The following is a 12,507-nucleotide window of genomic DNA, read 5'->3' as shown; positions in this document are numbered from 1 at the left end:
ACACCTCTTTTCGCGGAGGAACGTTCATGCTCACAAGACATCGTTTACCGATATTTCTGACCTTGATATTCTTATTGGTCGCTTCCGTATCGTGCGGATCGTCGGCCGAACCGGAGCCGGCCCCAACCTTGAACCGGCCGCTGCGGCCTACCTTTACCCCAACGCCGCTGGCGATCGAAACACAAACGCCAGTTCCTGCAACAGCGATTCCGGAGGTCCCTCCGACTCCGGTACCGACCGATACACCCGCCGAACCACCAACTGAGACACCCGTGCCGCCCACGCCCACGCCGGAGAGCGGTCCGGTAGCGATCGTCGCTGGTTCGGGTCGGGTCAACGTTCGTTCCGGGCCAGGCACCGCTTATCCGGTAGTCGGCCAGATTTCCTCCGGCAGCGAACTGGAGATCATTGGGCGCAACAATGCCAATGACTGGTGGCAGGTTTGCTGCGTAAACGGCAAGGATGGTTGGATCGTTTCCCGTCTGGCCAATGTTCAGGGCAACGTCGATGGGGTCCAGGTTGCGACCAACATTGCGCCACCCCCACCAACCAACACACCCAGGCCGGTGCCGCCGACCAATACACCGGCACCAGCGCCAACGCCGGCGCCCTCCTATCTCTTCAACAAGTACGAAAACAGTACGCCAAGGGATAACTCCAACCCTTTTTTGACCTTCTACGGCATGGTCCTGAACCGCAACAAGAGCGCTGTAGTAGGCAATGTGAAGCTGCTGGTGCAGGGTCCGCTTAACGGAGAAAAGATGTGCACGGAGTTCCAGGAAATCGGTTATCCTGGCATCGCGGGCAGCGAATTCCGCTACAACTGCAAGGTCGAGATCCCCGGCACTACTCCTGGTCAGTACAGATCTGTCCTGGTCGACTCTGGCGGCAATCAGGTATCCGATAGCTGGGACCACACCGTCGAGGGAGAAATTCGCATGTTCTTCCCCCGGTGGATAGAAAGATAGACCACTTCCGGGCACCGGGCGGCTGGCTCTTCGAGGCTGAAAAGCCAGCGACGCCACCTGCCACCCAGCACCCGGTCCTGATTACCCGCACAAAAAACACTATCACCCACATGATCCCCCCATGCTCCCTCTCGAAGGCGTTATCGAGCGCATCACCTTTCATAACGAGGAAAACGGCTATACCGTCGCCAAACTGATTCCTGACGGCAAGGACTACGAGGTTACCGTGGTGGGCAATATGCTGGGGGTAAGCGCCGGCGAGCACGTTCGTCTGAAGGGGGAGTGGACATTGCACGGCCAATATGGCCGGCAGTTCAAGGCTGAGAGCTACAGCACCGTCTTGCCTGCCACCGCGGCCGGCATCGAAAAATACCTGGGCAGCGGCCTGATCAAGGGCATCGGCCCGGTAATGGCCAAGCATATCGTCGGCAAATTTGGCTCCGATACGCTGGAGATCATCGACCAGGACCCCAACCGGCTACGCGAAGTTGAGGGTATTGGCCCCAAAAGGGTAGCACTGATTAAAAACGCCTGGCACGAGCAGCGCCAGATCCGGGAAGTGATGGTTTTCCTGCAGAGTCACGGTGTCAGTCCTGCGCTTGCGGTCCGTATCTACAAACAGTATGGAGATGGAGCCGCCGCCGTAGTCAAAAACGATCCCTACCGCCTGGCCCGGGACGTGCACGGCATTGGCTTCATTACCGCCGATAAGATCGCCCGCAATCTGGGCATCGCTTCCGACGCGCCGGAGCGGATCGCGGCCGGCGTGGCCTATAGCCTGGGAAAAAAGGCCGATGACGGCCATGTCTACGTGCCTGAACAGGAATTGACCGAGGTCAGCACCGAACTACTGGAGGTACCTTCGCCGTTGGTTGGCGACGCGATCGATACCCTGCAAAGAGACGAACAGGTACATGTTGAGAAGGTGGCAGAGGGAATAAAGAGGAAAGCTATCGGGAGCAGGAATGCGGGAGGGAGCCAGTTGGCTGAGGAGCGAGCCGTTTATCTGGTACCATTCTACCGGGGCGAGATTGGAACGGCGAGCCGGCTGCGAGGCCTGATGGAAACTCCCCAGGATCGCCTGTTCATCTTCCAAGAGCACGATTGGCCGGGCTCCTTTGCCAGTGTCGAACAAAAAACAGGTCTGCGCCTCACGGGCAAGCAGCAGGAAGCCGTACAGACGGCTCTGACCCGGCCCGTCACGGTGGTGACCGGCGGTCCCGGTACCGGCAAGACCACCTGCATGCTTGCCATGATCAATCTACTGGACGCCAGCGGCATGCGCTATGCCCTGGCCTCACCGACCGGCCGCGCAGCGAAACGCCTGAGCGAAGCAACTGGCCGGGAGGCCAAGACGATCCACCGGTTGCTTGAATTCAGTCCCAGCGGCGGCTTCACATTTCAGCGCAACGAGGAAAAACCCCTGAAGGTCGACATCGTCATTATCGATGAGGCGTCCATGTTGGACCTGTTACTCACCAACCATTTGCTGAAGGCCATTCCGCAAGGGGCCCATCTGTTGCTGGTTGGCGATATCGACCAGTTGCCTCCGGTGGGCGCCGGCAACGTCCTGCGCGATGTGATCGATTCCGGTTCAGCCGCGGTAGTCCGCCTGGATGTGATCTTCCGCCAGGCGGCCGGTAGCTACATCATCGAAAATGCCCACCGCATCAACCAGGGTCGTTTGCCCGAGTGGAATCCCGAGATCTGCCAGGATTTTTTCCTGTTTCGCACGGAGGATCCGGAGCGAGCGGCCGGGCTCGTTGCTGAAATCGTGCAGGAGCGTATCCCGCGACGGTTTGGCATTGCCTCGACCGATGTCCAGGTACTCAGCCCCATGCACCGGGGTGCTGTGGGCGTCGGTGCCCTCAACCTGCGATTGCAGTCAACGCTTAATCCCTCGCATCCCAACAAACCGGAACGCCGGGCAGGCGGACGGGTCTTTCGCGTAGGCGATCGGGTCATGCAGATCCGCAACAACTACGACAAAGACGTCTACAACGGCGACCTGGGGCAGATCATCGCCCTCAACGTTGTCGAACAGCAACTAATGGTGCAGATCGATAACCGAACGATTGTTTATGACTTTCTCGAACTGGACCAAATAGTTCACGCCTATGCCGTGTCGGTACACAAGTCGCAAGGTAGCGAGTTCCGGGCCGTGGTCGTCCCTGTGATGACCCAGCACTACATGATGTTGCAGCGCAATCTGCTCTACACAGCCATTACCAGGGCAAAGGAACTGGTCGTGTTGGTAGGATCGCCCCGGGCCATCGCCATTGCTGTGAATAATAACCGCATCGCCGATCGCTACAGTGCCCTGGCGGAACGGCTTCGTTAGTACCTTTCGAGTCAGATTCTTGCACACTGGGCAAGGAGATTATCCGCGAACCTAACAAGTGATGTACCGCAGCGCTGAAAAGAAAGAACATGACCGCAGATAAACGCCGACGTGTCCCGAGCTTGTCGAGGGGCGTAGCCGAAGGGCAAACGCTGATCAGACATCAGAGAAGATCGGCGATGATCTGCGCCGAAGGTCTGCGTAATCAGCGTTCCTCTGGCTTGTCCAGATTAGTATCTAAACGACTGAATAACGGCGTTAGTTACCGAGGCTCTCGAGCTTGCCAAAATTAGTGTTTTTGGCCTCCAATCGGAAATTTGACAGAATCTCTAAACCGTAATATACTATTGCCAGTAGGATGAAGTTCAACCCTGTAAGACTAATCAAGGCTGCCGGGATTCTTCTGGCGAGCCTTTTTTGTTTACTGGCGATCAACTTTAACCTACGTCGACAAACCATTGTGATGGCGACGCCGCCACGGCGCCGGTCATCCAGAAGTATACGTAATAGGAGAAAATACCGTGGCAGAACGAGAACAAGGAACCGTAAAGTGGTTCAACCCCGCCAAGGGTTATGGTTTTATCGCCCGCGAGTCCGGCCCGGATGTGTTCGTCCATCACTCTGAGATTCAGACTGACGGATTCCGCACTCTGGAGGATGGCCAGCAGGTCGAGTTCAACGTCGAGCAGGGTCGCAAGGGCCTGCAGGCAACGAACGTAGTGGTCGCTTAACAACCAGCCAACTATGCCGTGCCGCGACCGATCAATGATCGGTCGCAAAGCATGCAATTGCCCATGTGTCTTTTTGACGCATGGGCTTTCTTTTTGCCTGCGTCCTTGCTCAGCCCCAGATGCCCGGCACTTGACCCTGGATTCTTGACAACAGATAACTCCACGCTAGAATGGGAATCAACTCATTCAGCAAACACTCGGATGTAATCATGTATCCCTTGGTCCTATCACTCCACTCGATCCTGCATTGGATCGTGATGATCGTCGGTTTCATCGCCGTTATCAAGGCCATCGTTGGCTGGATTGGCAACAGCGATTGGACATCGGTCGACAGCCGGCTGGCCTAGGCCTATCCCCTGGCCTTTTTTGCCCTGGAATCCTGACCGGCCGTTGATTCCGTAGTGCAAACTATTCTTTCCAATCCCAAGAAAGCCTGCGAATCTCGAAAATTCGTTGAAAATCGGGGAAAAAACACGCGCCAGATCATATTTTTCCCCAAAAACCTGTGGTATTCTAGAGATAACTGACGATGATAGGTCGGCGACCAAGGCGAATAAGAACCTCGGCTGTCGCTGTCATTAGCCGAGGTTTTCAATGTTCTGGTCATCAGCGATCTACCTCGATTTGGAAACATATCAGTTGAAGCTGGCTATGGCACCTAGGTGGAATGCCAACGCCGGGCTATCTCACACTTCCCGCCAGGGAAACTTCTGCCACCCGGTTCTGTTGTAGCCAGGCATCTTCCTGACTACAGGAGGCAACAATGATAGCTGTGAAAAACGAGGAAAAACCTGTAGATGTCGAGGCGTTGCTGGCGAAGGCCACCAAGCCATCGGCCGACGCCATGCGTCTCCATCCCTTTTACCGGGGAAAGACGGAAATAGCGCTGCGCTGCCGCGTGCGCGATTTCAATGATTTCGCCATCTGGTACACGCCAGGGGTAGCGGCACCCTGTAAGGCCATCCAGGCCGACCCCGAACTCGTCTACGAACACACCAACAAATGGAATACCATCGCAATCGTCAGCGATGGCACCCGGGTCCTCGGTCTGGGCGATATCGGTCCCAAGGCCGCCATGCCGGTCATGGAGGGCAAGGCGCTGCTCTTCAAGTATCTTGGAGGTGTGGATGCCGTGCCCATCTGCCTCGACACCAAGGACCCCGATCGATTCATTGACACAGTGCTGATGCTGCAACCCAGCTTCGGTGGTGTTAATCTGGAGGACATCAGCCAGCCCAAATGCTTCCGCATCCTCGACACCTTGCGAGAAAAAGCGGAGATACCCATGTGGCACGACGACCAACAGGGCACAGCGACCGTCACGCTGGCAGGGCTCATCAACGCATTGATGGTTGTGGGAAAAAGGATCGAGGATGTCAACATCACCTTTGTCGGTTCGGGAGCCAGCAACGTGGCCTGTATGCGCCTGATCTTTAAGGCCGGCGCCGATCCCGGCAACTGCCGCGTGGTCGACAGCAAGGGCATCTTGCACCCCGGGCGCGAGGATATCGCCCACCGCAAGGCCGAGTTCGTGGACAAATGGCGGCTCTGTAACGCAACCAACGCCGAAGGCAGAGTCGGCGATATCTCTGAAGCGCTGCGGGATGCCGATGTCTGCATTGCCCTCAGTCGGCCGGGACCGGGTACGCTGAAAACCGAGTGGGTCAGCCAGATGGCTGAGGATTCGATCGTTTTCGCTTGCGCCAACCCGGTACCTGAGATGTGGCCCTGGGAGGCAAAAGAAGCGGGGGTACGCGTTTTCGCCACCGGTCGCTCCGACTTTCCCAACCAGGTCAACAACTCCCTCGGGTTCCCTGGCATCTTCCGGGGAACTTTGGACGTACGAGCCAGCACGATCACCGATGAGATGTGTATTGCTGCATCCAATGCCCTGGCAGATGCAGCCGGGGAAGTGGATGTTGAACACATTCTGCCCACCATGGATGATTGGGATGTTTTCCCCAAGGAAGCGGTAGCGGTGGGCGTGATGGCCCAAGAGCAGGGCCTGGCGCGCCTGACCCGCTCGGCTGATGAGCTCTACAGTCATGCCCGGGATATCATCGCCCGTTCCCGCGATCTGACCAACTGGATGATGAAAGAGGGTTTCATTCCGGAAGCGCCGGAGGATTAGCTGTTGGCAGGAATTGATTGCCAAATTGACTATCTGGGTAACTGTACCCTGCCGTCGAGAACCCACACGCAACTGACACATGACCCTGCAGGAGGCAACCATGTATGATTTGATCATTCTTGGCGGAGGCCCGGCCGGATTAACCGCGACGGTCTATGCCATTCACAAACGCCTCGAAACGCTGCTGATCACCGAAGACCTGGGGGGCAAGGCGAACTATCGCATGCACATCCGTGGCCTTGAAGGCTACGAAACTATCAACGGCGAGGAAGTAATTCGCAAATTCCAGAGCCAGGTCGAGTACCTGGATTTCGCCCGCCTCATGGATAAGGCCATCAGCGTCACAGCCAAACAGTCGGAAGATGGCGATGAGATATTTCAGGTCTCCACCGAAAGTGGCACTTCTTTCCTCGCGCGCACCCTTATCGTTGCCACCGGTTCCCAGCCGCGCACCCTGGGTGTCCCGGGAGAAGCCGACCTACTGGGTCTGGGCGTGAGCTTTTCGGCGCTAAGTCACGCGCCGCTGTTCTGGGGAAAAAGGACGGCGGTTGTCGGCAGCGACGACCTGGCCTTCCGAGCGGTAACCGAATTGGCTACCCTCTCCAGCCAGGTCTTTCTGGTCTCGCCAGACCCTTTGGATGAAGACTCACCCTGGTTGAACAAGATCCGTTCCCTTGAGAACGTTGTGGTGCTTGAGGGTTCAACCCTGGTTAGCGTTGGAGGATCTCCCTACCTGGAGGAGATGACCATTCGTACGCCAGACAGTGACGAGGAAACCATCGACGTCCGGGGACTCTTTATCGAAATGGGGTTGATTCCTAACGCGGAGTTGGTGAAAAATCTGGTCGACCTTGACGGCGAGGGACAAATCATCGTCAGCTGCCGTGGCGTTACCAGTCGTCCGGGGGTGTTTGCGGCGGGTGATGTTACAAACACCTTCACCGAACAGGTGCTGATCGCTATTGGAGACGGCGCCAAGGCGGTACTATCAGCATCCGAGTATTTGTTGCGCCACCCAACCCCCCAGGATCACTCTGTTACAGTGGATTGATCTCTATCCACCAAAACGATTATACTCAAGGAGAGTCATATGACTGCAACGGTGATTGACGGCAAGGCTATTGCCGCCGACATTCAGGAACAGATAAAAGGCCGAGTGGCGGAACTCTACGCTGAAACGGGCCGAAGGCCAGGTCTGGTCACGGTACTGGTCGGAGCGGATCCGGCATCTCAGACCTATGTTCGCATGAAGGGCAAGCGCTGCCAGGCAGTGGGCATGGAGAGCTTTAACCATACCCTGCCGGCCGACGCCACCCAGGAGGAAGTGGAAGGGCTGGTGAAAGAGCTGAATGCCAACCCGGAGATCAACGGCATCCTGGTGCAATTGCCCTTACCCGGGCATCTCGATGAAGAGTCCATCCTGGCAGCAATTAGCCTGGATAAGGATGTCGACGGATTTCATCCGATTAACATCGGCAGGCTGGTGATGAAGGGGCGTGAACCCCTCTTCATTCCATGCACCCCGAAGGGTTGTATGGTTCTACTGGAAAGAACTGGTGTCCAACTGGAAGGCGCCAACGCCGTCGTGCTGGGCCGGAGCAATATTGTAGGGATGCCCATGGCATCCCTACTGTTGCACGCCAACGCCACGGTAACCACCTGCCATTCCCGTAGCAAGGATCTGCCAGGCATCTGCCGGGAGGCCGATATATTGGTAGCTGCGGTGGGCCGTCCAGAGATGGTACGCGGTGACTGGATCAAACCAGGGGCCGTGGTGATCGACGTCGGCACGAACCGGGTAGATGATCCTTCCCGCAAACGCGGGTATCGTCTGACGGGAGATGTGGCCTTCGATGAAGCCAAGGAGGTTGCGGGTGCCATCTCACCCTCGCCCGGCGGCGCGGGCCCAATGACCATCGTCATGCTGCTCCAGAACACCCTGGACTCTTTCGAGCGGACAATCTAGTGCAGCCCGGCGTAGCGCTGCAGGAGTCGAGGCTTCAGGTGGGTCAATATACATCCTGAATTCAACATCGGTGATTCCCGGCTAAAGCCTCAACTCCTGAATGTTCCCGCCAGGGAGTCGAGGCTTCAGGCGGATTTATATACATCCTGAATTCAACATCGGTGATTCCCAGCTAAAGCCTCAACTCCTGAATGTTCCCGCCAGGGAGTCGAGGCTTCAGGCGGATTTATATACATCCTGAATTCAACATCGGTGATTCCCGGCTGAAGTCTGTTTGTTCGCGCTTGCTCCCTGTAAGCTCTGGCGGGAACTGGCTTTTTTGTAGCGCCTGAGGAGAATTGAGTATGCAAGATTTGACCGATGCCTTTGTTGAATTGATTCGACGCACGGCCACTGATCTGGCCCCCGATATGGAAAGTTCCCTGGCAGAGGCCAGGGAGCAGGAAGAGCCAGGCTCGGCCGCCGAGGGTGCACTGGATACCATCCTGCAGAATGTGGCGCTGGCCCGCGAGAAGTCAACTCCCATCTGCCAGGATACTGGCACACCCATCTTTGAAGTCTACTATCCCCTGGGCTGGTCGACGCGAAAGCTGGCCGATCAGATCCGCACAGCCTGTGCCACCGCGACTGCCCAGGCCTATCTACGGCCCAATGCCGTAGACAGCCTCACCGGCGAAAACAGTGGCGATAACACGGGCATCGACTTTCCCACCATGCATTTCCACGAATGGGAAAATGACTTCGTGAAAGTGGACTTGATGCTCAAGGGCGGCGGTTGCGAAAACGTGGGAGCCCAGTACGCCATTCCCGATGCCCGGCTGAAGGCAGGACGAGACCTGGAAGGTGTGCGCCGAGTCGCGTTGGATGCCGTTCAGCAGGCCCAGGGAAAAGGCTGTGCCCCCGGGGTACTCGGCATCGCAGTTGGCGGTGACAGGGGCACAGGGTACACCCGAAGCAAGATCCAGCTATTCCGCGAAATCGGGGACCAAAGCCCCAACCCGGAGCTTGCCGAACTCGAGCAGACCATCAAGGACCAGGCCAACGAATTGGGCATCGGTCCCATGGGCTTCGGCGGAAGGACGACGATACTCGATGTCCAGATGGATGTCATGCACCGGCTGCCGGCCAGTTATTTTGTTTCGGTAAGCTACATGTGCTGGGCCAACCGCCGGCGAAGTATGCTGGTGCGCCCCAAGGAAAGGGAGGGAGCTATGCCAGGCTGGGAGGTGATCTACCAATGATCGATCTGAACGTACCAATTTCGGATGAAGCTATTGCCGCCCTGAATGTGGGCGACGTCGTTCGCATCAATGGCGTCATCTTTACAGCGCGCGATGCCGCCCATAAGTACATGATCGAAACGTTTATCGACACCGAGGGCAACCCGCCCGAGTCGGAAGCCGGTTTGTACGCGTTGCTGAAGGATAAACTGGACGGCGGCGTCATCTATCACTGCGGCCCGGTGGTCAGGCAGGACAACGGCACGTGGCAGTTTGTGGCTGCCGGCCCGACGACCAGTATCCGCGAGGAAGTGTACGAAGACCATGTCATTGAACACTTCAACGTCAAGGCTGTGATCGGCAAGGGTGGCATGGGGCCCAGAACGTTGGCTGCCTGCCAGAAATTCAAGGCTGTTTACCTCCACGCCATCGGCGGGGCAGCCAGTCTGATCGCCCAGTCGGTCAAAGAGGTCCAGGATGTTCACAAGATGGATGAGTTTGGCGTGCCTGAAGCCTTCTGGCAGATCCGGGTCGAGGGCTTTCCGGCTGTGGTAACTATGGACAGCCACGGGGTTTCCATCCACGATCAGATACAGGCTTCCTCCGCAGAGAAATTCAACGAACTTGTCGCCGTTTAAAGATCTCACCACCGACTAATGATCGCACCCAGGGCGAGGCATTGAGCCTCGCCCTGTTATTTGGACAGCCAGGGATTCTTCAGCCGTGAGCCAAAACCTGTTTTCTTGGTCATTCTCAGCCATATATGACCTGTATCATGGTCGACCAGTCGTATCCGTGTTATGATTCATGAAACACCATTCCGAGAAGAGGCTGCCCATGACAACTGAACGCAACCACGCAATCTCGCAATCACACAATCTCCAATCCTCTTCCCTGCGCGCCTTCTTCGATCCCTCGGGCGTCGCTGTGATCGGCGCATCCTCCAATCCACAGAAGCTGGGCTTTGGCGTTCTGCGCAACCTGAAAAGCTATGGTTTCCGTGGCGCGATCTATCCGGTGAACCCGGGAAGAGAGCATATCCTCGACCTGCCATGTTACCCGAACGTGGATAGCGTGCCCGACCCGGTCGAACTGGCGGTGATCATCCTTCCCGCCACCTTGTGCCCGGCGGCGCTGGAACAGTGTGGCCGACGAGGTATCAGGTCAGCTATCGTTCTGTCGGGAGGATTCAAGGAGGTGGGGCTCCAGGGCCAGGCGTTGGAGGAGGAAATGGTGCGAATCGCCCAGACCCACAATATGCGTATGATCGGTCCCAACTGCGTGGGCACTATGGATGCCTACACAGGACTCAATACAACCTTCATTCGTGCCATGCCCAAGCCCGGGCACATCGCCTTTGTCAGCCAGTCAGGAGCTATCTGCGGTGGAATCCTGGAATGGACCGATGGCAAGGGGGTCGGTTTCAGCCGTTTTGCCACCCTGGGCAACGAAGCCGATCTCAGCGAGAGTGACCTGATCGCAGCGCTGGCCGATGATCCCAACACCCGGGTTATCGTCGCCTATCTTGAGTCGATCAGAAACGGGCGTCGTTTCATAGATGTCGCCAGCCAGGTCACGCCCCGAAAGCCAATTCTGGTGATCAAGGCGGGTACCACGGAAGCTGGCACCCGGGCTGTCTCTTCCCATACCGGTAGCCTGGCGGGGGAATCAGCCGCCTATGATGCAGCCTTCAAGCAGAGCGGGGTGCTGCAGGTCGACACCGTGGAAGAGTTATTCAACAGCGCCGTGGCTCTGGTTTATGGTCCACTACCCAGGGGCAATCGTGTTGCCATCGTCACCAACGCGGGTGGACCCGCCAGTCTGGCCGCCGATGAGCTGGAACGCAATGGTCTGGTCATGCCTGCACCCTGCCCTGACACGCTGGATAAGCTGAGCAGGCACACCCATTCCGATGCACAACTGGCTAACCCCATCGACATGTTGGGTGGCGCCACCCCGCCCGATTTTGAAATGGCAATCCGGGCCCTGGTGGCCGATCCCAACATGGACTCGGTGCTGGCCATTCTGGTTCCCCAGGCGTTGATCAATCCGGCCGCCGTCGCAGATGCTATTGGCCGGGCAACTCGAGACAGTGACAAGCCAGTGGTGGCCTGCTTCATGGGTGACCTGGCGGTACGCGAAGCCATGGCCCGGCTCCACGAGTATCAGATCGCGCCCTTTCAATTTCCGGAACCGGCCGTCCGGGCATTGGGCAAGATGTGGCAATATGCGAAGATACAGAGAGAAGGATGTCAGAATGTCAGAATGTCAGAATGTCACGAAGTCCTTGGGAACCACCCCGTAGGCCGCAGGGCGGAGAGCGAAGCGCTGTGGAGAGAATCAGCCATTGCGCGAAAGAACGAGGCAGGGGATCCTCGGGGAGATGAAACGATAGCAAAGAAACTACGGAAGACCGGGAAAGCGCCCAGGGATAGCACATCCGACCAGGTGACAACGCTGATAGAACGAGCCAGAGCTGATAGCCACAGCTGGCTTGGGGAGTACGCTGCACGCTTGATCCTGGAGGCCTACGATGTGCCCCAACCGAGGGCTGCCATGGCACATTCCGGATTTGAGGCGGCAGAGCTGGCAGAAAATGTGGGTTTCCCGGTAGCGCTCAAGATCGTTTCCCCCGACATTCTGCATAAGTCAGAGGTTGACGGGGTCGTGTTGGGACTCTCTGACCGGGCAGCAGTGGAGCTGGCCTTCGAAGAGATGATGGCCCAGATCCCCCGGCGCATGCCCGATGCCCGGGTTGAGGGCCTGCTGATCGCCCAGATGGCGGCGGCGGGCCACGAGGTGATTGTAGGCATGCGCCGCGACCCTCAGTTTGGTCCGCTGATCATGTTTGGACTGGGTGGCATCTATGTGGAGTTATTCCAAGATGTCGCTTTTCGCATTGCACCCTTTGAGAGAGCGGAGACCTTGCGGATGATCGGGGAAACCCAGGCCGGCAAGCTGCTCCAGGGCCTGCGGGGCAAGCCACCGGGGGATATCGAAGCAGTGGCTGAGGTCATCGAAAAGGTGGCACAACTGGCCCTGGACTTCCCCGATATCCAGGAGATCGACATCAATCCCCTGATCGTTTATGCCAGGGGTCAGGGTGCCCTGGCTGTGGATGCGCGAATGCTGGTCACGTAACTTGCAGAT

At 57.4% G+C, this 12,507-nt stretch carries 10 protein-coding genes; all 10 read left to right on the top strand.

The window, feature by feature from the left end; translation table 11 throughout:
• The first annotated feature begins 26 nt into the window (after nt 1-26).
• The 10 genes from U9R25_11100 to U9R25_11055 all read left to right on the top strand — a co-directional run bounded on the left by U9R25_11100 (nt 27) and on the right by U9R25_11055 (nt 12,498).
• Entirely contained in the window at nt 27-968 is a 942-nt protein-coding gene (locus U9R25_11100; protein ID MEA3336449.1) for an SH3 domain-containing protein, read from the top strand.
• A gap of 121 nt (nt 969-1,089) precedes the next feature.
• Nucleotides 1,090-3,309: an ATP-dependent RecD-like DNA helicase gene (locus U9R25_11095; protein ID MEA3336448.1), complete on the top strand. Its 2,220-nt coding sequence runs from the start codon at nt 1,090-1,092 to the stop codon at nt 3,307-3,309.
• A gap of 521 nt (nt 3,310-3,830) precedes the next feature.
• The gene (locus U9R25_11090) at nt 3,831-4,040 is read left to right on the top strand and encodes a cold-shock protein (protein MEA3336447.1); all 210 of its coding nucleotides are present in this window, start codon (nt 3,831-3,833) and stop codon (nt 4,038-4,040) included.
• Nucleotides 4,041-4,249: 209 nt separating this feature from the next.
• The gene (locus U9R25_11085) at nt 4,250-4,387 is read left to right on the top strand and encodes a hypothetical protein (GenBank protein MEA3336446.1); all 138 of its coding nucleotides are present in this window, start codon (nt 4,250-4,252) and stop codon (nt 4,385-4,387) included.
• A gap of 416 nt (nt 4,388-4,803) precedes the next feature.
• Complete coding sequence (locus U9R25_11080; GenBank protein ID MEA3336445.1) at nt 4,804-6,171, top strand: NADP-dependent malic enzyme; 1,368 nt, start codon at nt 4,804-4,806, stop codon at nt 6,169-6,171.
• Nucleotides 6,172-6,271: 100 nt separating this feature from the next.
• Nucleotides 6,272-7,222 carry an NAD(P)/FAD-dependent oxidoreductase gene (locus U9R25_11075; GenBank protein ID MEA3336444.1) on the top strand — a complete coding sequence of 317 codons (951 nt, stop codon included), beginning with the start codon at nt 6,272-6,274 and terminating at the stop codon, nt 7,220-7,222.
• A gap of 39 nt (nt 7,223-7,261) precedes the next feature.
• Nucleotides 7,262-8,137, top strand: coding sequence for a bifunctional methylenetetrahydrofolate dehydrogenase/methenyltetrahydrofolate cyclohydrolase FolD (folD, locus tag U9R25_11070; GenBank protein ID MEA3336443.1), 876 nt, complete (start codon nt 7,262-7,264; stop codon nt 8,135-8,137).
• A gap of 344 nt (nt 8,138-8,481) precedes the next feature.
• Entirely contained in the window at nt 8,482-9,378 is an 897-nt protein-coding gene (locus tag U9R25_11065; GenBank protein ID MEA3336442.1) for a fumarate hydratase, read from the top strand.
• On the top strand, nt 9,375-9,995 hold the full coding sequence (locus U9R25_11060) for a FumA C-terminus/TtdB family hydratase beta subunit (protein MEA3336441.1): 621 nt from the start codon (nt 9,375-9,377) through the stop codon (nt 9,993-9,995). Before U9R25_11065 ends, U9R25_11060 begins: the two co-directional genes overlap by 4 nt.
• 199 nt (nt 9,996-10,194) lie before the next feature.
• Entirely contained in the window at nt 10,195-12,498 is a 2,304-nt protein-coding gene (locus U9R25_11055; GenBank protein ID MEA3336440.1) for an acetate--CoA ligase family protein, read from the top strand.
• Nucleotides 12,499-12,507: the final 9 nt, after the last annotated feature.

Source organism: Chloroflexota bacterium, assembly GCA_034717495.1.
In the GTDB taxonomy this organism is placed as follows: domain Bacteria; phylum Chloroflexota; class Anaerolineae; order JAAEKA01; family JAAEKA01; genus JAYELL01.
The sequence above is the reverse complement of the archived record's forward strand: the minus strand, read 5'-3'. Positions and strand labels throughout refer to the sequence as shown.

What these genes read in the sequence shown, in the direction of transcription:
- U9R25_11075 (MEA3336444.1), top strand. Translation starts at nt 6,272, where the DNA reads ATGTATGATTTGATCATTCTTGGCGGAGGCCCGGCCGGATTAACCGCG.
- U9R25_11060 (MEA3336441.1), top strand. Translation starts at nt 9,375, where the DNA reads ATGATCGATCTGAACGTACCAATTTCGGATGAAGCTATTGCCGCCCTG.
- U9R25_11100 (MEA3336449.1), top strand. Translation starts at nt 27, where the DNA reads ATGCTCACAAGACATCGTTTACCGATATTTCTGACCTTGATATTCTTA.
- U9R25_11080 (MEA3336445.1), top strand. Translation starts at nt 4,804, where the DNA reads ATGATAGCTGTGAAAAACGAGGAAAAACCTGTAGATGTCGAGGCGTTG.
- U9R25_11055 (MEA3336440.1), top strand. Translation starts at nt 10,195, where the DNA reads ATGACAACTGAACGCAACCACGCAATCTCGCAATCACACAATCTCCAA.
- folD (MEA3336443.1), top strand. Translation starts at nt 7,262, where the DNA reads ATGACTGCAACGGTGATTGACGGCAAGGCTATTGCCGCCGACATTCAG.
- U9R25_11095 (MEA3336448.1), top strand. Translation starts at nt 1,090, where the DNA reads ATGCTCCCTCTCGAAGGCGTTATCGAGCGCATCACCTTTCATAACGAG.
- U9R25_11065 (MEA3336442.1), top strand. Translation starts at nt 8,482, where the DNA reads ATGCAAGATTTGACCGATGCCTTTGTTGAATTGATTCGACGCACGGCC.
- U9R25_11085 (MEA3336446.1), top strand. Translation starts at nt 4,250, where the DNA reads ATGTATCCCTTGGTCCTATCACTCCACTCGATCCTGCATTGGATCGTG.